At 38.7% G+C, this 22,897-nt stretch carries 17 protein-coding genes; 6 read left to right on the top strand and 11 right to left on the bottom strand.

What is annotated here, in order from left to right; translation table 11 throughout:
- Nucleotides 1-83: 83 nt before the first annotated feature.
- Nucleotides 84-1,181: a TonB family protein gene (locus MTF66_RS14680; RefSeq protein ID WP_138622312.1), complete on the top strand. Its 1,098-nt coding sequence runs from the start codon at nt 84-86 to the stop codon at nt 1,179-1,181.
- A gap of 46 nt (nt 1,182-1,227) precedes the next feature.
- Here MTF66_RS14680 and MTF66_RS14685 read toward each other — a convergent pair whose 3' ends face one another.
- Genes MTF66_RS14685 through MTF66_RS14695 form a run of 3 tightly spaced genes read right to left on the bottom strand, consistent with a single transcriptional unit; the run spans nt 1,228 to nt 2,907 of the window.
- Nucleotides 1,228-1,680: a low molecular weight protein-tyrosine-phosphatase gene (locus MTF66_RS14685; RefSeq protein ID WP_076919286.1), complete on the bottom strand. Its 453-nt coding sequence runs from the start codon at nt 1,678-1,680 to the stop codon at nt 1,228-1,230.
- A 40-nt stretch (nt 1,681-1,720) separates the two neighbouring features.
- Nucleotides 1,721-2,374: a glutathione S-transferase family protein gene (locus MTF66_RS14690; RefSeq protein WP_138622310.1), complete on the bottom strand. Its 654-nt coding sequence runs from the start codon at nt 2,372-2,374 to the stop codon at nt 1,721-1,723.
- A 26-nt stretch (nt 2,375-2,400) separates the two neighbouring features.
- Nucleotides 2,401-2,907 carry a DUF3087 domain-containing protein gene (locus tag MTF66_RS14695; RefSeq protein WP_248527576.1) on the bottom strand — a complete coding sequence of 169 codons (507 nt, stop codon included), beginning with the start codon at nt 2,905-2,907 and terminating at the stop codon, nt 2,401-2,403.
- A 214-nt stretch (nt 2,908-3,121) separates the two neighbouring features.
- Between MTF66_RS14695 and MTF66_RS14700 the strand changes: the two genes are divergently transcribed.
- Both MTF66_RS14700 and MTF66_RS14705 read left to right on the top strand, forming a co-directional pair.
- On the top strand, nt 3,122-4,279 hold the full coding sequence (locus MTF66_RS14700; RefSeq protein ID WP_248527577.1) for a hypothetical protein: 1,158 nt from the start codon (nt 3,122-3,124) through the stop codon (nt 4,277-4,279).
- A 248-nt stretch (nt 4,280-4,527) separates the two neighbouring features.
- A complete protein-coding gene (locus tag MTF66_RS14705; protein ID WP_138622304.1) occupies nt 4,528-7,776 on the top strand; it encodes a methyl-accepting chemotaxis protein in 3,249 nt (1,082 codons plus the stop codon).
- Nucleotides 7,777-7,870: 94 nt separating this feature from the next.
- On the opposite strand, the gene kynU is transcribed toward MTF66_RS14705, so the two are convergent.
- The 3 genes from kynU to MTF66_RS14720 all read right to left on the bottom strand — a co-directional run bounded on the left by kynU (nt 7,871) and on the right by MTF66_RS14720 (nt 11,367).
- Entirely contained in the window at nt 7,871-9,106 is a 1,236-nt protein-coding gene (gene kynU, locus MTF66_RS14710; RefSeq protein WP_138622302.1) for a kynureninase, read from the bottom strand.
- 2 nt (nt 9,107-9,108) lie between these two features.
- Nucleotides 9,109-9,939: an alpha/beta hydrolase gene (locus tag MTF66_RS14715; RefSeq protein WP_138622300.1), complete on the bottom strand. Its 831-nt coding sequence runs from the start codon at nt 9,937-9,939 to the stop codon at nt 9,109-9,111.
- A 126-nt stretch (nt 9,940-10,065) separates the two neighbouring features.
- Entirely contained in the window at nt 10,066-11,367 is a 1,302-nt protein-coding gene (locus tag MTF66_RS14720; protein ID WP_138622298.1) for an amidohydrolase family protein, read from the bottom strand.
- A 220-nt stretch (nt 11,368-11,587) separates the two neighbouring features.
- Between MTF66_RS14720 and MTF66_RS14725 the strand changes: the two genes are divergently transcribed.
- Complete coding sequence (locus tag MTF66_RS14725; RefSeq protein WP_138622297.1) at nt 11,588-13,282, top strand: sensor domain-containing diguanylate cyclase; 1,695 nt, start codon at nt 11,588-11,590, stop codon at nt 13,280-13,282.
- 148 nt (nt 13,283-13,430) lie between these two features.
- Nucleotides 13,431-15,611, top strand: a complete 2,181-nt coding sequence (locus tag MTF66_RS14730) for a response regulator (RefSeq protein WP_138622295.1) — start codon at nt 13,431-13,433, stop codon at nt 15,609-15,611.
- A 66-nt stretch (nt 15,612-15,677) separates the two neighbouring features.
- Here MTF66_RS14730 and MTF66_RS14735 read toward each other — a convergent pair whose 3' ends face one another.
- Both MTF66_RS14735 and MTF66_RS14740 read right to left on the bottom strand, forming a co-directional pair.
- On the bottom strand, nt 15,678-18,839 hold the full coding sequence (locus MTF66_RS14735) for an efflux RND transporter permease subunit (protein ID WP_248527578.1): 3,162 nt from the start codon (nt 18,837-18,839) through the stop codon (nt 15,678-15,680).
- Nucleotides 18,840-18,861: 22 nt separating this feature from the next.
- A complete protein-coding gene (locus MTF66_RS14740) occupies nt 18,862-19,974 on the bottom strand; it encodes an efflux RND transporter periplasmic adaptor subunit (RefSeq protein ID WP_138622291.1) in 1,113 nt (370 codons plus the stop codon).
- 175 nt (nt 19,975-20,149) lie between these two features.
- Here MTF66_RS14740 and MTF66_RS14745 point away from each other — a divergent pair, with 175 nt between their 5' ends.
- Nucleotides 20,150-20,458 (top strand): hypothetical protein, encoded by a 309-nt coding sequence (locus tag MTF66_RS14745; protein ID WP_138622289.1) that lies wholly within the window; start codon nt 20,150-20,152, stop codon nt 20,456-20,458.
- A gap of 23 nt (nt 20,459-20,481) precedes the next feature.
- On the opposite strand, the gene MTF66_RS14750 is transcribed toward MTF66_RS14745, so the two are convergent.
- From MTF66_RS14750 to MTF66_RS14760, 3 genes are all read right to left on the bottom strand, one after another.
- Nucleotides 20,482-21,075 (bottom strand): ACP phosphodiesterase, encoded by a 594-nt coding sequence (locus MTF66_RS14750; protein WP_138622287.1) that lies wholly within the window; start codon nt 21,073-21,075, stop codon nt 20,482-20,484.
- A gap of 118 nt (nt 21,076-21,193) precedes the next feature.
- On the bottom strand, nt 21,194-21,688 hold the full coding sequence (locus tag MTF66_RS14755; RefSeq protein ID WP_010390780.1) for a general stress protein: 495 nt from the start codon (nt 21,686-21,688) through the stop codon (nt 21,194-21,196).
- 214 nt (nt 21,689-21,902) lie between these two features.
- Nucleotides 21,903-22,886, bottom strand: coding sequence for a DNA topoisomerase IB (locus MTF66_RS14760; protein ID WP_138622285.1), 984 nt, complete (start codon nt 22,884-22,886; stop codon nt 21,903-21,905).
- Nucleotides 22,887-22,897 lie beyond the last annotated feature (11 nt).

Below are 22,897 nucleotides of genomic sequence, written 5' to 3' on the forward strand. Positions count from 1 at the left end.
GAATATTTACCTTGGTTTACCTAAAATGATGACATACACATAAGGATTTGCTAATTTACCACCGACAAATAATAGGGATCATTATGAAACTAAATAAACGTGTATTACTGATGGGCTTAAGTTTATCTGTATTAAGCACCATGTCATTTGCCGAACAAGCAAGTAACGCTCAAGCCGTTTTTAACGACGCGTATCAAAATTACTTAAATGCGGTTAAAACCAAGAAAAATATGCAACAAGCCGCGGAGCAGGCCTACACATTAGGTAAAGCTGTTTACGGTGATAATTCAGATAACACCGCAAACTTAGCTATAAACTATGCTAAATCAATTAATGGCTATGGTAAAAAATGGATTGAAAAACGTTTTTCACTATATCAACAAGCCTACACTATTTCAGTTAACAACCATGGTAACAAATCGTTAGAAACCGTTGATTCTTTAGTTGGTATGGCTAATTTTGCCCCCTCAGCTCAAAAAGCGGACTATTATTTAGATCAAGTAATTGCAATAGCAAATACAGAAAATAAACCTAAATTTTTGGCCGATATGAAATTAGAAGCGGCAACCATATTAGCCAATAAATTCAGCTACGAAAAATACCGTGAAGCTAAAAACTACTTGGAAGAGGCCGATGAGTATTACCAGGCTAACTTACCTAAAAACTCGGTTGAACAAATAAAAGCTGACTTTTTAATGGCGTCGTTTGCTGAGGGTAGAAAAAGATACGATCAAGCAATTGAACGGCTTAATCGCGTAGTAAAGGTGTTTGATGAAAACTTAAGTTACGATCACAGCGCTGAGCTTACCGCACACTCAAGATTAATTGGCTTGTATGAAAAAAAAGGCAAAAGCGATGAAGCCACTAAGCACTGTATCGCGATTGCTAAAATGGTGCCGTGGAAAGAAAGCCAAGAGCAAACGCCGCTATACCGCGTTAACCCTAAATACCCTAAAAACAAAGCGCGATTTAGTAAAGATGGCAGTGTAGTTATGGAGTTTCAAGTAGATGAGTCTGGCTTTGTAAAAAATCCGCAAGTAATTAGTTCTGAGGGTGGCGTGGCCTTTGAAAAATCAGCAGTAGAAGCATTAGCGCAATGGCGCTATGCTCCTAAGTTTGAGCATGGAAAAGCGGTTGCAGCAACTTCCAAAGTACAGCTCGACTTTAAAGTAAACCGTTAATAACATACCAAAGGCGCTTCAAGCGCCTTTTAATTTATCATTATAGCTATTTTAACTTAGCTAAAATGTTATCGCTGGCGGCCTCTATTAAATCAAGTACCTTTTCAAAGCCATCATCACCGCCATAGTAAGGATCGGGAATTGCGCTTTGTGCTTGCTCGCCATACTCTAAAAACAACGCAAGCTTGTACTGCAAATGTTCAGGGCAACGTGCGGTTAAATCCGACAGGTTTTGTTTATCGGCTGCTAAAATAAGGTCAAACTCGCTAAAATCACTACTACGCACCTTGCGCGAAAAAATACCTTTAAAACTATAACCGCGTTTTTCACCAGCCTGCATTGAGCGCCTATCTGGTTGATTACCTTCGTGATGACCAATAGTCCCTGCCGAGTCCACTAGCAGATCAATATCTAACTTTTTAGCGCGAGCTTTTAATACCGCCTCAGCCGTCGGAGATCGACAAATATTACCTAAACAAACAATCAGTACTTTTTTCACTTATGGCTCCCTAAGCTTTGCTAAAAATCGGTGATGAACGTTATTTTAATGAAGCTAATATTTTTTGTTCGCCTTCAAGCATGCTCTGCATAGCGGTCCCCTGTTTTACACGGCTATGTAAAGTAGCAAGCTTAGGCCAGCGCGACTCATCAAGTTGCTCACCGCCATGCTCCATATTCATTAACTGGCAGCTCACTGCAATGTCGGCAAGAGTAAAGCTGTTACCAACAAAGAATTCGTTATTCCCTAAATAACCTTCTAAATAATCAAATAAAGGCGGTAATTTTTCATTTAATGCACTTTGCACTAAGGCTTCATCGATTGGCTTTTGCATTGTAGGAGCAATAATACGCTGCTGAAATACCGTAAATGTTGTCATTGGAGCCAGCTCGTAATCTGCGTATTTTTCTAGCCAGCGAACAGCTGCACGTTGCTCTATAGTATCACCGAGTAAAGCCGATGAATTAAGGTGTTTTTCATCAAGATATTGGCAAATAACGCTAGAATCCGCCAAGTTTAACTCGCCATCTTTTAGCGCCGGAATACGCCCTAACGGATTAACTTCTAAAAACCAGTCAGGCTGATTAAACGGCGAGACTATTTCGAGTTTATAGTCCAGTTGCTTAAGCGCTAAACACACACGTACTTTACGCACATAAGGAGAAAGCGGGACACCATAAAGAATTATGCTCATTGTTATTCCTATAAATTAAAACCACTTTAAAACTGCTTTAAAATTGCATCATTGTAGTCATCAGCATTTAAGGTTAAGTTGAACTTGGCCGCAACGCTATCTAACTCGGCTTGTTTAATCGCTAAATCATCCATAGTGATGGTGTTATCGTCAAGCTGCCATAATAATCGTGAGCCCGCATAACTATATTGAATCGCCAATAATGCATCGGGGTTACCTTCTCGTCCCGCCGTTTTTAGCTTAGCCATTTTACGAGTGATTTTATTAAGCGCTTTTTTAAGCTCCCACACATACACCACCTCACTCATAAAAGGATGTGTTCGGTATTTATTTAACAACCAGCCTATGCCAATACTCGTAACAATTACGCCTAATAAGTTCCAATGAAAATGACTGCCACTTTCATCGGGAAATAATGCAATTAAGGTTTGTGAAATTGCTAAACTGCCCACAGCTAAACCTGCTGCACAGCCGACAATAACGCGATTTAAATGTTTACGATAACGTGCTTTATCTATTTGAATAAGTTGCATAGCTGCCTAAAAGTAAAAAACTAAAAAATACACAGCCCCATTGTAGCTAAACCCATCACAGAGTTAAGACTCTTTTTTAATAAAATACCCGTAGTTTTTGATTTAGCGCCTGTTTTATACTGCTTTCAACATAAAACCAACCAACGATTTTATTTGCACCCACATATTAGGCATAGGATAGTAGGCAACAAATACGACTTAGTATAGGAACATCATGATAAAAACACTGATTGCCACAAGTTTAATATTTTCTTCTTTTAGTACTTTAGCCAATTTAAACACACCGCTAACCCCAGAAGAATTGCGAATTGAAAAAGCCAGCCAAGCGATGCCAGCCGTACTAAGCGCTTTTGCCAGCGAAGTTAATCAATTTGAGCAGCAATTCAAGTCACTCTCAAGCTATGCACAAGCCGTAGATGCCGTTAATGACTACTCAAAACGATTATGGTTTAGTGCAAAAAAACGCATCGCTACAACGCAAAACTTAGATGATCGCGCGCTTTATTGGGCTCGCTTACAATCAAGTAAAATAATTCGTACCACAAAACCTGCATTTTCGCTGAGCGCCGCGCAGCAAACAGTGTTATTAACATTGCTAGAAAACGGAAGCCGAGGTCGCACAGACCTAAGCTACTCACAAAACACCACTAAAAAGATACTACTAACTGGGTTTGACCCATTTTTACTTGATAGAAATATAAACCAAAGTAACCCATCAGGCGTGGCTGCGTTGCTTCTTGATGGCCAAGTAATAAACTATAAAGGGATTAGTGCTGAAATAAACACTGTAATGGTGCCTGTGCGTTATGAAGACTTTGATCAAGGCATTATAGAATCCTTACTTGCCCCTTATTACGCTCTTAATAAAGTTGATATGGTCGTTACCGTTAGCATGGGCCGTAAAGACTTTGATCTTGAACGCTTTCCGGGTAAGCGCCGCAGTGTAATAGCGCCCGACAATGCCAATATAGTGTATGGCGGTACCAAAACAGCGCCGCTCATTCCAAGCTTAAACGACCGCCCATTACCCGGTACTGAGTTTGTAGAATTTAGTTTACCTGTTAGCACTATGCTAAAGGCAAAAGGCCCTTTTGCGATTAATGATAATCATCATGTTATTACCCTCAAAAAAGACTTTGAGCCTAGCAGTTTTGACGAATTAAAAGAGGCAACTGCAGTACGTGGCGGTGGCGGTGGTTACCTGTCTAACGAAATTTCGTATCGCAGTATTCGGCTGCGTAATCAGCTAAATTCAGATATTCCGACTGGGCATATTCACACTCCTCGAATTGCCCAGTTTGAACCCGAAACCGAAGCTAAAATAGTTAAGCAAATTCAAGCTATGTTAGAGCAAAGTTTAGTCGCGCTCTAACATCGTTTGCTTTTTTAGCGTTAAAACATCAATTAAATAGTAAAGCGTAGGAGCACTTAAGTACTTCTACGCTTTATTGCTTTTAAACCGCTAAAAAAGCATGCTGCAATTGCATTAAAATTAAAAGTGCTTAGTATCAGCTTTGGCTATTTTGTAATAAAAACTCATTACTTTAATTATTAACTAGATCTTCACAAATTGTGTTCTATGCTCATTTGAGGTTCAGACCTTATTACAGGGACATAGTAATGCTCACAATTAACCACTTTTTTAATTCATTAAACTTAACAAAAAAACTTATCTCCGCCTTTTTAGTTGTTGCCCTAGTGCCAATAACAATAATTATTATTGTCGCAATTAATACAGCTTCAAACTCGATGACAGAACAGGTTTATTCGCGTTTAGACGCTGTGAGTAAAGTAAAACAAAGCGCTGTTAAACGCTATTTTAACAACATTGAAAAAAAGCTTAATGCGCTGCAAGCAAATCCAGAAATGGCCAATATTGCGACAAAGTTTATAGATGGATTTAATGATACCTCCCCTTCAACCTCATCAGAGTCTCTAAATCGCTTTTATAAAGAGTCTTTTGCTCCAAAATTTAAACAGCTAAACCCAACAGATACAGTTTCTGCATCTCTATTAAAGCAAATGAATCCAAAAAGTATTGAGCTGCAATCTCGTTATCTAGCTAATAACCCAAACCCAATTGGTGAAAAACAAAAACTAACCACCACCGAGCAATCAGACTCTTACGAGCAAGCGCACCGCCAATATCATCCTTATCTACGCGATATGACTAATATAAATAAGTTCTACGATATTTTCATTATCGACCCAGCAAATGGCAATATTGTTTACTCTGTTTATAAAGAAGTAGACTTTGCAACATCGCTGCAAACAGGTCCCTACGCTAAAAGTAATTTAGCGAACCTATTTAGACAATTAAAAGATAGCAGCAACCCACAAAAAATTGCTTTTGCAGATTATAAACAGTACTCCCCTTCATATAATGCCCCTGCAAGCTTTATAGGAAAGCCTATTGTTGTTGATGGTAAAATGGTTGCTATTTTAGCTGCCCAATTATCGATTGAAGATATTAATTCAATTATGAAAGAACGCGACGGGTTGGGCGAAAGCGGAGAAACCTACCTTGTTGGCCCTGAAGGGTTAATGCGCTCTGACTCGTATATTGATCCGAAAAACCACTCTGTAGAAAGCTCATTTAGAAACCCAAATAAAGGCACTGTAAATACCTTATCTGTAATCAAAGCACTAAAAAATGAAAAAGGGCAGCATGTTATAAATGACTATAACAATGAAATGGTGCTATCTGCATTTGCACCTGTAAATGTATTTAATGTTCGCTGGGCACTTATAGCAGAAATGGACGAACAAGAAGCTTTTGAGTCAATAACGACTCTTTCCCAACAACTCATTGTGATACTTTTCATCACTATTTTCATTGTTACCATTGCCGCATATTGGTTTGCGAAAACACTCACAAAACCAATACATGCACTAGCTGATACGATGAAAAAAGTTGAACAACAAGGTGACTTTTCATTACGAGCAACAGTCTATTCAAGCGATGAAATAGGCGTTAGCACTCAAGCATTTAACACTCTCCTTGATGCTCTACAGTTATCTATTAGTGAAACAAATCGCGTTATGAACCAAATGGCTGCGGGTAAATTTGATCAACGTATTGAAGCACCATGTCGAGGAGAGTTAGATACGTTAAAACAAGCAACCAACGATTGCGCAAGTTCACTAAACGGGGCAATAAACGAATTAAATAACATTGCGATTGCTATGGCTGATGGTCAATTTGATATTCAAATTAATGCCTCAATGTCAGGCGAATTAGGCACCTTAAAAAGTAATATTAACCAATCGCTTTCCTCAATAAACAACACAATGAATAGTATCGTAGATATTATGGCTAACGTAGAGCAAGGTAACTTTAAAGAGCAAATTACCTATCCAGCTAAAGGAAAACTTGCCCAGCTAAAAGACAGCGTGAATAACTCAGTGAATAGCTTAAGTATTGCCATAGATGGTATTAGTGACGTTATGAGTGCATTACGACAGGGCCAGTTTTCAGCGCAATTAGATGCCCCCTTAGCTGGACAGCTTGATATCTTAAAACAAGATATTAATTCCAGTATGGCTAATTTAAATAATGTAATGAATGAAATAGGTGAAGTCATGTCCTTTGTTAGTAAAGGTGACTTTAAAAAAATGATTAAAGGTGAAGCCAGCGGTCAACTTGAGCAGTTAAAAAGTAACATCAATACATCAATCACTGCTATTGATAATGCTCTAACTGAAATTTCATCAGTCATGCTAGCAATTAGTCAGGGGCGCTTTGATCATACTATTTCATCGACTATGACAGGCCAGCTAAATAGTTTAAAAACAGATATAAACCACTCGGTAACAAACCTTGAACATGTCATAAATGATCTTAATCAAGTAATGGCTGCAATGGCAAATGGCGATTTTTCTCATCAATTAAAACAACCATTGCAAGGCCAATTGGAAGATTTAAAAAATAATGTTAATGAGTCTACCTCATTAGTTTCATTAGCTATAAATGAAGTAAGTAGCGTTTTGTCAAACTTAGCTAAAGGTGACCTTACCAAAAATATAGAGGGGCAATATCAAGGCGTATTCAACACCCTAAAAAACGACACCAACGCGACCATATTTAAATTAACCAATGTCATTCAAGAAATTCAAGTATCAGCTGGCCAGGTTATGCAAAATGCAGGTGAAATAGCTTCAAGTAATACTGAAATAAGTAAACGCACAGAAGAGCAAGCAGCCAACCTTGAAGAGGCAAGCTCAAGTACTGAGCAAATGCTAGATGAGCTAACTAAAGTATCTGAACAATCAAAAAGTGCCGTGGCATTGGCAAGCAATGCAGAGCAAATTGCTGAAGAAGGAAACCAATTATCAATACAGACTGTTAGCGCGATTGATGAAGTAAATGAAGCCAGTAAAGACATTAACGAAATACTTTCGGTTATTGACAACCTCGCTTTTCAAACTAACTTGCTATCACTTAATGCCGCCGTAGAAGCAGCTAGGGCTGGCGACCACGGAAGAGGCTTTGCTGTAGTCGCTAATGAAGTCGGTGATTTAGCGGGGCGTAGTGCTAAGTCAGCAAAGCAAATAAAGAGTATTATTGTAAACAGTAATCAAAAAATAGCACTTGGAACTGAATTAGCCGACACCTCAGGGAAAAAACTAAAACACATAATGCAAGCTGTTAGCGATGTTAGTAAAAATATAATACATATAGCGCACTCAACCTCCGCACAAGAGCAAGCAATTAAAGAGGTTAATCTTGTTGTACAACGGTTAACGGGGCTAACTCAGGCTAACTCAGCGATTACAGAAGAAACAATGGCGGCTGCGCGTCAAATGGCAGAACAAGCTACCGAGATGAGAGTACAACTTAATTACTTTCATCTAGAAAAGGAGCAATAATAACCTAAAGGCGCTGCTAGTGATTCTGCTAACGCTATGCCTTTTTTAACTTGAGAAACGCTATGAGCCATTATAAAAATGACTCATCATAAAGTTACGTCACTTTACCCGCTAAATTAAAACGTGGCTGGGTATATAGCTGGCTTTTAACTACCTCAGCTAAAATAGTTGCTGCCTGCCAAATCTCTTCAAACGAGGTGTAAAGAGGTGTAAAACCAAAACGTAAAATATTAGGCGCACGAAAATCTGCAATTACCCCTTTTTCAATTAACGCTTGGCATATAGCAAACGCATCGGTATGTGAAAATGCTAGTTGGCTGCCTCTTTGGCTCGAATCCTCAGTAGAACATAAGCGTAAATCACTTAAGCATGAATGTGTTTGTACTAATTTAATAAATACGTCAGCAAGTGCAATCGACTTTTCTCTTACTTGAGAAATGTCTACGTCTTGCCATACATCAAGCGCAGCATCTAAAGCACTCATCGCAATCACACTGGGTGTACCGCATAAATACTGATTTATAGTATCAGCACCTTGATATATTGCATCAAAAGCAAATGGTTTGGCATGACCCATCCAACCTGATAAGGGTTGCTTTACAGCAGCTTGGTGGCGTTTAGCCACATATAAAAATGCAGGTGAGCCTGGGCCACCGTTTAAGTATTTATAGCCACAGCCAACGGCAAAATCAGCATTACAGTTATCAAGTTCAACCGGTAAAGCTCCCGCACTATGGGCTAGATCCCATATCACCAAAATGCCTTTCTCGTGGGCTAACTGGGTAAGCTTTTGCATATCCAGCAACTGACCGGTTCTAAAGTTGACCTGCGTTAATAGCAACACAGCCACTGAATCATTAAGGTTTTGCTCAATACTTTGCTCTGCCACTAATTTAAGCTGACATAAGTCGGGGCCTAATAGCTCACTTAGCCCCTGTACCATGTATAAGTCAGTAGGAAAGTTATCCTCGGTGGATAACACCACATTTCGCTCAGGGTTTAACGATAATGCACTACTTAACAGTTTAAATAAGTTAACTGAAATCGAGTCACAACAAATCACTTGGCCTTTTGATGCGCCAATAATCGGCGCTATTTTCTCTCCTACCTGAGTTGGTAAATCAATCCATTGGTGATCATTCCAACTTCTAATTAAATGGCTACCCCATTGCTGACTTACCACCTCAGCTACGCGCGATTTTACGGCTTTAGGCAAAGCCCCTAATGAGTTACCATCAAGATAAATAGTGTCTGCGGGTAAATCAAATTCATCACGTTTATTAGCCAGCGGATCGGCTTTATCAAGCGCTACAATCTCATTAAAAATCATTATTACTTCTCATTCAAATTTTGTATTAGTGTCTTAAATGCCTCAGAACCTGGGTGGATCCAATCAAAATGCCCCACACCATCTAGCATAACCACAGGTCGTTTAAGCTGCTCTAAATTAAAAGCAGGCACGATGGTATCTTGATCACCTTGTAAAATAATACTCTGCGGATGAAGCGACTGCTCGCTCGGGTTAGCTTGCGTGTAAGCCTTGGGTTTATCAGTTGGCATACCTTGCATAAAATCCTTTGTCACTTTTTGACAGCTGTTATTACCGCGTGCATACGCTTTTATATCAGTAATAGGGGCTAAGCCAATAACCCCTTTGAGCTGATCAATTTCACCACCAGCAAGCAGAGCTAAATGCCCACCAGCGGAGTGTCCTACCGCAACCGAGTCAGCTAATTTAAACTCGCCATTATTATATTTACTTACCGCTAAAATTCCGGCTTTTACATCATTAAACGTTGTAGGCCAGCCACCACCGCTTGCGCCGCTTCTTCTATACTCTAAAGACCATACGTTAAAACCAGCTTGTGCAAGCCCCGTACTTAACGCGTAGGTATGTTTAATATCGTATGCACTTAGCCAACAACCACCATGAAGTAAAATAACTAACGGGTTTTGCGGCTGTATTTGTTTTGCGCGCCAAAGTAATGCGAACTGCGATTCATTATCCCCATATGCTATTTTTTCATCCGCAGGGTTAAATCCCAATGAAGCCACACTTGCGTATGCCACATTATTATTTACATCAGGAAATTCAATTGTCTGCGCGTTGGCATTAACCAAAAAAGGCCATACAACTAAAAATAAAACTATTAAGCTCTTCAAAATAAAAGACTTCCTTTTATAACCTTAAAAGCGGTATGACCAAAAAAACGCCAGCAGCCATTTATAAAAATTATAATACGACCTACCAGCGTTATTGCGTCATTATTAATAAAATAAATAGGGTATTTATTGGTGTTTAAAAATCGTGCCTTCTTTCATTACAAAATCGACATCCATTAAAGCGCTAATATCGCTAAGTGGGCTGGTGTCCAAAGCAATAATATCAGCAAACTTACCAGGCTCTATGGTGCCCAAGCGCTGGCTCATATCAATTAAATCAGCAGCATTGACGGTTGCCGATTTTAAAATATCAGCAGGTGTCATACCTGCTTGATGCATTAATACCGCTTCTTTTGCGTTAATGCCGTGCTTAGATACGCCACTGTCGGTACCAAATGCAATGTTTACCCCGGCCTTATAAGCCTTAGTAAAATTGTTGAGCATATCGCCCCCTACCCTAATTGCTTTGCTTTTAATTGGCGCAGACATAAAGTCACTGTTTTTTGCTAACCCAACTACGGTGTACCCAGCAAGCAAAGTAGGGACTAAATAAGCCCCTGTTTCTTTAAATAATTTAATGCCTTCATCATCGGTGTAACTACCGTGCTCTATGCTATCAACGCCCGCACGTAATGCTGCATTAATACCTTGAGCGGCATGCGCATGACTAGCTACTTTTCGCCCTAAACCATGCGCTGTATCAACTACAGCTTTAAGTTCATCGTCTTGCATTTGCTGCCCTGTGCCCGTAGTAGTATCCGAAAGCACGCCACCGGTAGAAGCAACTTTAATTAAATCAGCCCCGTATTTAATTGCATAGCGAGTTTTTTTACGGCATTCAATAGCACCATCACACACTGTTGGCGGTGTTTTTATGGTGAGTAAATCAGGGCTCATACCATCAACATCTAAGTGTCCGCCAGTAATAGTAACGCCAGCACCAGCAATAATACGCGGCCCATCAACCCAGCCATTTTCTACGCCTTTACGTAATGCATACATTTGCTCGCTTTGACTTCCCACATCACGCACAGTAGTAAAGCCCGCCATAAGAGTTTTGTTAGCAAAATGCACACTGCGCATTGCTACATCTGCATCAGACATTTCCACCAACTCTTTTTTGTTATTTGGCCCAAGCTCACCTTGTAAATGCACATGCATATCCATAAGCCCTGGCATAACAAAGCGGGTCGATAAATCGATTAACTGAGCATCATCGCCAAAACGAGTGATGGGTAAAAAACCCGCAGATACCGAGAGTACTTTGCCATTTTCTATTACTATAGTTTGTTTTTGTTGTGGTTTTTCTCCGGGAATAGCCAATAACTCTCCTGCATGAATTACTTTAGTATTTGCATGTGCACTAGTAGCACAGAGATTAGCAGCGAAAAAAAACGAGGTAACAACACTCAATCGAAATATGCTCATTAAACTCTCCAGTGATTCGTTCTGCGTTAACAACAACGAAATAACGTTAAAATATTGTTATACAACCAATACCTTATCAGGAAAGTGATAAAAACAAACCTGAAATACACTTTTAGTAAGAATTCTGACCACTATTAAGACTGTCTTGAACTGAAAAAAATAAAAGAAGGTGTCTATACTCAACCTTATTGTTGTAATACTTTTCATATGTAGGGAGCTTATGGATATTAAAGACATAAATATTGCGCTGCTAGAAAAGTGTAATTTTCTTTTAATGGTATTTGATAATAATAATCAGCTTAGTTATCTTTCTCCAAGGTGGTCAGAGCTAAATGTTGCAGCTAAAAAAGTACCCACCATTGAAAGCCTTTATGGCTGTAGTACTACTGAAAGCAAAGCTCTATTACAACAACAAATTCTCGCACTAAAATCGCAACATAATGAGTTAGACCAATTTGATATTGAACTAACATTAGCAACCGATTACTCCATTAAACTAAATTGTTGCTTACACAGCGTGCAGCAAAACCAACACCAACATATGGTTTTAGTTTTTAACCAGCACTTTGCCCAAGTGTCGTCTGTTATTAGCAATAACGAATTACAAACCATCATAGAAAATGCCGGCGAAGTTTTAAAGGTAGGCTATTGGCAACTCGACTGTAAAACTAACCAATTATTTTGGACCGATGAAATTTATACCATTCATGGTGTTTCACCGAGTAACTATTCCCCTCAACTAGATACTGCAATAAATTTTTATCATGAAGATGACAAATCCAAAATAACAGATGCGGTCGAGCAAGCTCTTGCATGCGGACAAGAATGGAGTTGTATAAAGCTTCGTGTTGTAGACGACGATCTACAAGAGCGCACTGTAATATCAAGCGGCAATGTATCGAGAGATTTAAACGGTGAAATCACGAAGCTATATGGCATTTTTCAAGACATATCAGGGAGTGAAAAAATAGCTCTGGAGCGGGACTTTTTAGTTACTGCACTCAAAGAAACCACAGTAGGAATGGTGATTGCCGATAAAGACAAGCGTGTTATTTGGGTAAATGGCTCATTTGAAAGAATTACAGGCTACCCACTGAATCAAGTAGAAGGTAAAAAGCTTGGCTCTATTTTACAAGGTGAAAAAACTGATGCCAACACAATAGAGCAACTCAAAATTCATCTTAAAAAAGGGCTCCCCATAACTACACGAATTTTAAACTACACAAAAAGTGGCGACCCTTATTGGAATGAACTGGCCATATCACCCATTTTTAGAGATGGAAAAGTAGCTTATTATTTTGCTGTTCAAAACGACGTAACCAAAGAAATAAACATAGAACACAAACTGATCGCGCTTAATACCAGTTTAGAGCAGCGTATTCAGGCGCGTACTCAAGAGCTCTCTTCTCTTAATCAAGAGCTAGAAAAACAAGCCAATATAGACCCACTTACAGGCTGTTTAAATAGACGGACTTTATACAGAACACTCAGCGATGAGCTATTAAAAACGCAGAATAAAAATACCTATATTTCGTTATTAATGCTCGACATAGACCATTTTAAAGCAATAAATGATAACTATGGTCACGAAGCTGGCGATTTAAGCTTAAAAGAGCTTACCAATACATTACGCGCTTTAACCAGAAAGCAAGATTTTGTATTTCGCCTGGGCGGTGAAGAGTTTTTAATTATTATGCCCAACACAAACAAAGCAGAAGCCAAGCAAGCCGCTGAGCGAATAAAACACGCAGTAAATGAACATAAAGTTTACTATCGCAATTTTAATATTAGCTTTACGGTAAGTATTGGGCTACTTACTCATGATGGTTCTATCAGCTTACAAAACAGCTTAAAATATGTTGATGACTATTTATACGAGGCAAAAACGAAAGGCCGTAATAGAATTGTTGATTGAGCAGTTTTAAATCAATTAGCAAAAACTGTTAAGGTCATATAAGCTAACTACTTGAGCATAATAATTTAATTGCATTTTACGCTCGCGCATCCATTATTATTTTTATTCAATTACTCATTGTTAGGCATATCAAAAACAAGGTTACATAATGATAAAAGCGTCAACACCTGAAGATGAACTATCACGGCTAAAAGACCTATATGAGTATGACGTTTTAGACACTGAAGCTGAGAAATCCTTTGACGACTTAACCCTGCTTGCATCTGATATTTGTGAAACGCCAATCTCACTAATAAGTCTTGTTGCTCCCGACAGGCAATGGTTTAAATCAAAGCAAGGTATTGATGTAGACGAAACCGCACGGGATATCTCGTTTTGTTCTCACGCAATTTTAGAAAACCAAGTGTTCGAAGTTCAAAATGCACTTACTGATACCCGCTTTCACGATAATCCCTTGGTTACAAACGACCCAAATATTCGCTTTTATGCAGGTGCACCTCTTATAACTCCTAGAGGCAATGCTATTGGTACGTTATGTGTTATTAGCGATAAGCCAAAAAAGCTCTCAAGCAAACAGATAAATGCACTCACGGTTTTGAGCAAAGAAGTTATTGCGCAATTAGAGCTTAGACTTAATAATAAAAAGCTAGTGATGGCATTAGAAAAACAAAAAGCACACAATAAAGAACTAGAAAAGTTAAAAGAAGAAGCTGATACAGCCAACAACACAAAAAGTAAATTTTTAGCAAATATGACTCATGAGTTGAGAACCCCATTACATGGGATTTTAAATTTAGCTGAGTTTGCCATATCAGAAGGCACAACAGAGGAAAAAGATAACACCTTAAAAAGTATATTAAAGTCAGCACATTACTTATCAAATATTGTAAACGATATTTTAGACTTTTCTAAAATTGAGGCTGGTAAATTAGAGATTGAACATATCAACTTCAATCTTAATGACGTTATTAGCGATGTAATAAAACCCCAGTTACAGCAAGCGTCTGCTAAAGGTATAAAACTTATTAAGTCGGTAGATCCTAAAATAGCAGAGAATTTAAAAGGCGATCCTCTTCGGGTTTCGCAAATTTTAAATAACCTATGCTCAAATGCGATTAAATTTACCAAAACTGGCCAAGTCGAACTCAAAGTAAGTATTAAAAGCAGTACATTGCAAACACAATTACTCAAATTTGAAGTTATTGATACAGGCCTTGGCATTAATGAGACTGTTCAAGAACATTTATTTAAAGAGTTTCATCAGGCAGACTCATCAACTTCAAGAGAATATGGGGGTACAGGTTTAGGCTTATCAATTTGTGCTCGCTTAAGTGAATTAATGCAGGGGAAGCTTAGCTTTACCAGCAAAATAGGTAAGGGCTCCACATTTACCTATGAGCAAAGCTTTGAGCTTGCTTTATTACCATCAGTAGCAAAGCAGGGCTCTGATATAACAAACCTGAAAGGTTGTACTGTATTAATTGCCGAAGATAATAAAATAAATCAGCTTATTATCGTTAAAATGCTCAAAGCACATAATGCTAATTTAATTATCGCAGAGGATGGTAAAGAATGTGTTAAGTACTTCAAAGAGCACTCGGTAGACTTAATTTTCATGGATATACAAATGCCTGAAATGGATGGCATAAAAGCCACACAGGCTATTAGAGCACTCCCTGCAGGTAAAACAGTTCCAATTATAGCTATGACAGCAAATACCCTAAAACAAGACATTGAGCATTATTTAGGTATTGGTATGGATGGCTACTTAACTAAACCGTTTGATAAAGCTAAGCTCAATAGCTTACTCAATGTTTATAATCCTAAAAACCTCAACTTAAAAAACTTAGCAGTAAAAATTAGCGATCCTAATGTTTCTAGTAACAGGAAACTAAAGCAAATATGCAAAGAGTTAAAAGCGCTTATTCCCAATGCTAATCGAGTCAGTCTGTGGTTATTTAATAAAGATTACAGTGCATTAAATTGCTTAGCTTGCCTTGATGAAAATGATGTTGTTTCAAATGGAACTGTTCTATACACAGAAAACTCCCCTGCTTATTTCAACTATATTTTAACCAATCAAGTACTCGACGCCTCCGACGCCAGAAATAACGAAGTAACCAAGCCATTCTCTCACTCTTACTTTGAGCCGCTCAATATTTATTCTTTACTTGATTACATCTATATACTTGATAGCAAACCATTAGGTGTTATTTGTTGTGAAAGTGTAGGCTCAAAGGTAACTTGGAGCCATGCTGATAAAGAGTCGTTAATCAAAGTCGCAGACGTTACTAACTTGTTTTTATCTAAACAAATAAAGCATGAGTAAAACAGGCCTATTTAGAGGCTAAAATTGCCACTAAATAGGGATAAAACTTATTATCTGCCCTTCATATTAAGCCTGCTCTGACTCACGCTGGGTTTGATGTTTATCTGATTTAACTGGCTTTATTTTAAAGAAAAACGTATACACAACAGGAACAAATCCTAATGTTAAAATTGTTCCCATTGCAAGACCAAACGCAATAGTACTTGCTTGACCATAAAACAAAACATCTTTAGATAAAATAAGTGGCATTAAGCCTATTATCGTTGTGCAAGTAGACATCAAAATAGGGCGTAAACGCCTTAAAGAAGCATTGATTACCGCCTCAAAGTTTTGTTGATTAGACTGCTCTGCGGTTTGTTGCTCTGAGTACTCTATCTGTTTACGTTCAATATTTATTCGGTCTATTAAAATCACCGCATTATTAATGATAATACCGGCAAGCGCATATAAACCTAAAATAACCATAAACCCAAAGTTTGCTTGCATAACCAACAAACCAAAAGCAGCACCAATAATAATTAGGGGTACGGTTAAAAATACAATACTGGTTGCACGGTAAGAGCGAAACTGCGCAATAATAATAAACACCATAATGGCAATACACAGCGGTAAATTAGCTAAAATAGCAGCTTGCGATTCCGCGGAGTCTCCAATCACCCCGTCGTATTCAATTTTATATCCAGGTGGTAATTTTTCTTTTATTTTAGCAAGCTTCTCTTCAAGTAAGGGCACCATACTTTGCGCCGACATAATTTGATTTTTAGCTTGTACCGTTACGGTACGAAATAAATTTTCACGCGCAATGCGGGCAAACTGCGTTTCATAGCGAATCTCGGCCACTTGCATTAAAGGAACACTGACGCCTCTAGCAGAAGAATAAATACTTACACTATTGATCCGATCTAAATCGTAACGCTCCCTGTCTTGTGCCCTTAATACAATAGGGAATATATCATCACCTTCACGAAACTCGGATATTATGCGTCCAGAAAAATAGGTTTCTAACGCTTGGGCAACATCATTTGAGCTAATTCCGGCACGACGAGCATTTTGCTGATTAACCTCAAGTTTAAGTGTCGTAATGCGGTTTTCCCAATCGCTTTTAATATCAAACGTGCCATCTACATTTCGCAACAAAGTTTTAATTTCATCGCTAACAGAATAAATATAATCACTATCAGGACCTTTAACTTGAATCTCTATTAGTGAAGAATCAGATGGCCCTAAGAACATTTTCGTAACACGCCCCATCACACCAGGGAAATCTTGAGCAAACATCTCTCGCACTCTCTTTAATGTAGGATCGGCGAACTTTCGTTCACCTACATCAATCATAAAAAATGCTTTTGAAGGTTCGGGGTCGATAGGTGTAAGTGATAAAACAAACCGAGGACCACCAAATCCAGCATAGGCCGCATATTTTTCAATATGTGGAAAGTGTTCTTTATCATCCAATTTTTTTGAAATAGCCTGCACCGCTGCGTCAGTTTTACGCATTGAAGTACCCGCTGGCATATCAAGGTACACTAAAATTTGTGCTCGGTCAGAATCTGGAAAAAACTTTGCAGGCACTAGACTCATAGCCCAGCCCCCTGCCAAAAATAGTCCTAAAATAACAACAACAAACGCAATACGCGCACGCATAATTTGTCGTAATGCTTTTTCGTAAACCGGGGTGAGGCTATCAAAAAAGCGATTAATTTTACGTCGAACAATATTTTGCTTTTGCCTCGTTTCTTTTTTAACAAAGCGATGACATAAATAAGTAGTAAATGTCAGGCTTAGCGCCCAAGAAGTAAGTAATGCAATTAGCACCACCAAGGAGATCGAGCGCGTATATTCACCGGCACTACTTTGTGCCAACATAAGAGGTAAAAACACAAGAATAGTTGTTAATGATGAAGTTAAAGACGGTATCGCAAGAGTGCCGGAGGTATTACGTACAGCTGTATCACGCGTTTCGCCATCTTCGATACGCTTTTTAAAATCTTCAGCCATTATTATGCCATCATCAACCAAAAGACCAAGCGCAATAATTAAAGTAGCTAGCGACATACGCTCTAATGGAATACCCATAAAGTTCATAACTGAAAGCGTGATTAAAATCGCTGCTGGCACAATCGAGCCCACAATCAGACCAGTGCGTAAGCCTAAAAACATCACTACCACAATTGATACTATAACGATGGTTTGCAAAACACTAAAAGTCACACCAAATACTGCATCTTCAACCACATCGGCTTGGCGCGTAATATTTTTTAATTGATAGCCTGCAGGAATAGTTTGGTTAATTTGAGCTGTCATCGCTTCTATTTTAGGAGTGAACTTAAGCACATCCGCTTGTTCATCCTTAGATATGGCAAAAATAATGGCTTGGCGATTATTGTAATAACTTGTTCTTGATGGGGGATCGACCACTTTACGGCTTATTTTAGCAATATCGCGCAACAATATTGTTTCAGGCTGGTTAGGCACACTGATAAGTGTATTTCTAATATCGGCAAGGTTTTGGTAATTTCCTGAAGGTTGAATAATAAAGTTTTTGCCATTGGCGTCAATAACCCCACTAGGGCGTATAATATTTTGGTTTTTCAAAGCGGCAATTAATTGTTCAGGTGCAATACCCAGTTGAGCGAGCTTAGCATTTTCAATTTCAATAAAAATACGCTCTTGTTGAATGCCCAAAATATCAATTTTTTTAGTGCCCTCAACTTGATGCAGCATATCAGCAATGTGTTGCGCCACATCTTGGCGATCGCCCATACTGTAGGCAGGATCAGCAATAAGTGCCACTGTTAATACGGCAACATCACCAAAATCATCGTTTACTACATAAGGCAATGTCCCATTGGGTAAGTCATCACGCACTGCGTTTATTTGATCGCGCAGTTTATCCCATTGTTGATCAAACTCACTTTGCTCAACACTTTGCTTAAGCTCAGCGTGAATAATAGAACGACCAGGAATAGATACTGAGCGAATTTCGGCAATACTGGGCATTTCACGAATAGCTTCTTCGAGTGTTTTAGTGATCAACAACTCTACTTTTTTCGCGCTCATCCCCGGATAAGCTGTTGTGACAACAGCTTCGCGAATTTTTATTTTAGGGTCTTCTTGCTTTGGTAGTTGATAATAACTAAAGGCGCCAAATAACATAAGGCCAAAAACAATAGCTAACATAAGGCGATTATGATCAAGAGCAAGCTCTGAAATAGTAGGGATCTTCATTGTTTTAAATCTCCGTCACGGGTTATGGGTTAAGTCGCTTAATTTCGCCTTCGATAAGCGTTACTTTTTGCCCATCGTGTAAAAAAGCCATTCCCGCGTTAACAATTTGTTCCCCCTCTTTTAAATCTCCTTTAATTTGCGCTTTTTGCGCAAAAAATTTCATTACATCCACTGTTGTTTTTTGTAAAACGTAGCCAGCTTGTTGTGAGTCAGCTTGCGCTGTTGTTATCAGTTTAAAAACAAAGTGTTGGTTATTTTCTTTTGCCATGATTGCACTTACAGGCACCATAAAACCATCGCTTTCTCCCTGCTGTTGTTTAAATTGCACTTCTGCACTCATACCCGTTCTGATACCTGCGATATCATTAGCTGAGATTTTTAAAATAATAGGAAAAGCATTCGCTCCTTGAGCAGCTGAGCCAATTTCTTTAATTTTAGCATTCAACGATTTATCTAAAGCTGAAATAGTTACCTTTGCCGGTTTATCAATAGTTAACGAGGAGAGAAGCCCTTCAGGCGCAAGCGCTGAGACTTCAAAACTTTCTTTACCTTGGATTAAAAGTGCCGAGATATTAGGGCTAACTTGTTGCGAAGGTTCAATATTACGTTTTGAGATAGTCCCAGCATAGGGCGCGATCAATGTAGTATCTTTTAACTTTTCTTTTGCCATCGCTAATCGCACTTGAGCAATATCGACTTTATCCTTGGCGCTCTCATATTGAGACTTTGCAGCATCGTATTGCGCGCCAGACACCGCACCATCATCAACCAGTGACGCTTTACGTTCAAAATCCTGCTTAACATTTAGCATCGTAGCCTTTGCATTAGAGACCTGTCCTTTGGCCTCCTGCACTGCCAATAAATACTTTGTTTGTTCTAGTTTGGCGAGGGGCTCACCTTTATCAAAAGCTTCACCAATATCAAAAAAAACGTCTTCAACCTTTCCGCTAACCTCAAATGTTAAGGTCGTTGTATCTGCAGGTTGAATAACACCTGACAAAATACGACTATCAAACGAGTTAGTTTTTTTTAACTCAATGGCAGAAACAGGTTTTAATTTTTGCTCAGGAACTTGCTCTTCAGAGCACCCTGACAGCATAAAAATAATAACTAAAAAAACAACTATATGATTCATAATTTCCCTTGATAAATAGTGTATTCAAACCGATTGAACTACTAAACTAACCACAATCAGTCTTCACTATGAGCCATCTAATTTAAAGTATGGCTAACATTGTTATCACCCTGAAAGCTTGGGTATAATGCATTATTCCGGCTGTATTCTTAGCCTCTAAATTGGATCTTCTCCCATGAAAAAACTATCTGCTGTGCAAGTTAAACAACAAGCACTCGTCCTCAATGTTGCTGACAAAATAGAAGAGCAAGGCCGTGCTGAAATTCCAGGTATGCTGCAGTGCTGGTTTGATGTGGAATATCATTTATTTCCGGGCTCTTTACTAATGTGTTTTCAGTTTGAAAACCAACAGGCACTAACTGCGGCAGAGCCTGAGTTATTAAAATGGCAAAAGCGCTTAAGCGGTGCAATGCTTAAAAAAGGCGTAATTTTAAAAGATATGCGTAAACATTTAGTATTTACCATAAAAGGACCAGACGACTAAACCACTTATTTTGTAAGCGCACTCTACTTTGGTGCGCTCTCCAGATTAAACTTATTAACGTGTTCAATTAGCTCAGGAAAAAACGCTAAAAACAGTCCATCTAGCTCACTATAATGTCGGGTTATATCTTCAGCGGTGCCTGCAAAATTATTAGTAAAGCGAACCCGTTTAGCAATATTATCAAGCGCCCGCCCAACCCCATCAACGCTTTCATACTCTTTAAACCAATCGTTTTGTGTCATACTGGTTACTACACGTTGCATTCGTGTAGGCATTACAGGTATACGCTTATCCAAAAGCGCATAACTGGTTTGCTTAAAATCAATCAGTGATTGGTTATTAAACTGCTGCCAATGCTGAATCAGAAAATGATCAAACACCACATCAACAGCCACGCCTGCAAAGCGCCTGCGCTTGGATGAAAAAAGCTGTTTAGCTTCTTTAACTAAAGGATGTGCATCAGTAAATTTATCCACTAAATAATGGTTATCTAGCGCACTTTTAACACTTGTCGGTATGTATGTTAGCTGTCGTTGACCACCAAAATCTCCCAGTAAGTTGCCAAAATGAGAATCAGCCGTAGGCTTTGCTAAATAAAGGTGGGCTAAATAATTCATTGGTTCCCATATAGATTAATATACTAAGCTCAGGTAGTTTTAAAAATCAAACGCGTAAAAAGATGGAACGCAGTTCCACCTTTATACTTTTTAGATACTTATAGTGCATCCTGAAATATTACGCTTTTGAAACCTTGCTTGCACCAGCATTATCAAGAATTTCTTCAATACTATTTTTGTTATCGCTGTTATATTTAACACCGACGAGTATTGAACCCTTCTCAATTGCGTCTTCATAATACTTAATTTCATGTTCTGGAATAAATGCGCCGATTGCTGCACCGAGAGTCCCACCAACGGCAGCACCGGCGCCACCAGCTGCAAGTGCTGAAACCAAAGGACCTGCGACTAATAAGCCTGCACCACCCGAAGCGACTGCACCAACAGCGGTAAAACCACCAATAATTGCCGCTAACACGCCACCAGATGCAGCGCCCAGCAAACCGCCCTCTGAAGCTTTGGTACCTTCATCTACAGCAAAGTCTTCCTTTGTATACGAGTCGTTAGCAACAATGCTTATATCCGCCTCACTTACACCTAAAGCTTCTAATCTATAAATGGCTAATGTTGCTTGTGATGCATTATCGAATAACCCAGTAATAACAGTACTCATAATAACTCCTTTATTTGTTTAAGAAAGTACGCTTAGTAATTAGCAACATTCAAACCAAAGTTTTAATCCTTTAAAATCAGAAAGATAAATAAAAAAAGCAAAGTAGAACTCTACGTTTTAAAGTAAAAGTTGCTAGAAGTTGTAAAAAGTTCACACACATAGGTATAACTCAAGCGATTGAAATATGAGTAGAATTACAAAGAGATTAACGTTATTAGCTTTGCTCTTCTAAAAATATCAACAACCCACGCTCATAGCGACTTAGGTACTTAGTCTTACGGGGTAGTTTGTCTAAGTTATTAAAGTCCTTTAGAGCTTCCTTACCTCCTTTACACAGCTCAATCAACTTTGGATGAATATATGAATTACGAGCTATTGCTGGGGTATTCCCTAAATTACTTGAAACGCTATCTAACATATCTTTAAGCGAAAGCTGGCCGTTTGATTTATGTAAGACTTCAAATGCCAAAACACTGGCCCGCCATGTTCTAAAATGTTTTGCACTAAACTGCTCACCCATAACACTTTGAATAAACTCATTCACTTCTTTGGAGGTAACATCACAACACTCGCCTTCATCGATATATTGGAATAAGCTCTGCCCAGGCAAATCTTGCAACTGCTGTATGATAGAGCTAAGCACTTTATCTGTTATATTCACTTCTCTTTGCTTACCGGATTTTGCTTTATACTTTAAGCGAATATTTTTACCCGTTAGTTTTGCATGCCGGCTACGTAATGTCGTAGCACCAAAACTATTGTTATGTTTGGCATTTTTTTTAGAACCAACGCGCAGAGCTCCAAGGTCCATTAAACGTACAACGGCTGCAATTGTGCGCTGGCAATCAAGTTCATTACCTCGCAAATATTCCGATAGTTTTGCTCTTAACAAAGGCAGTTTATTTCCAAATAAAACACATGCTTCAAACTTTTTAAGCTCTTGCTGCTCCCTAAACTCGGGATGATAAAAGTATTGCTTGCGGTCTTTGTTGTCGTAGCCAGTAGCTAAAATATGCCCATTTTCTTCTGGGCATAACCATACATCTTTGTATGCGGGGGGAAAAGCGAGACTGTCTAACCGCTCTATTTCATCTTTATCATGTATTTTCTTTCCTGCAGGATCATAATAAACCCATTGGTTTTCATGCCTCTTTCGAGTAATACCCGGCAAGTTATCATCGACATAAATTAGTTTCATTTTATTCCTTT

The sequence above is a fragment of the Pseudoalteromonas sp. 2CM39R genome, from assembly GCF_023161845.1.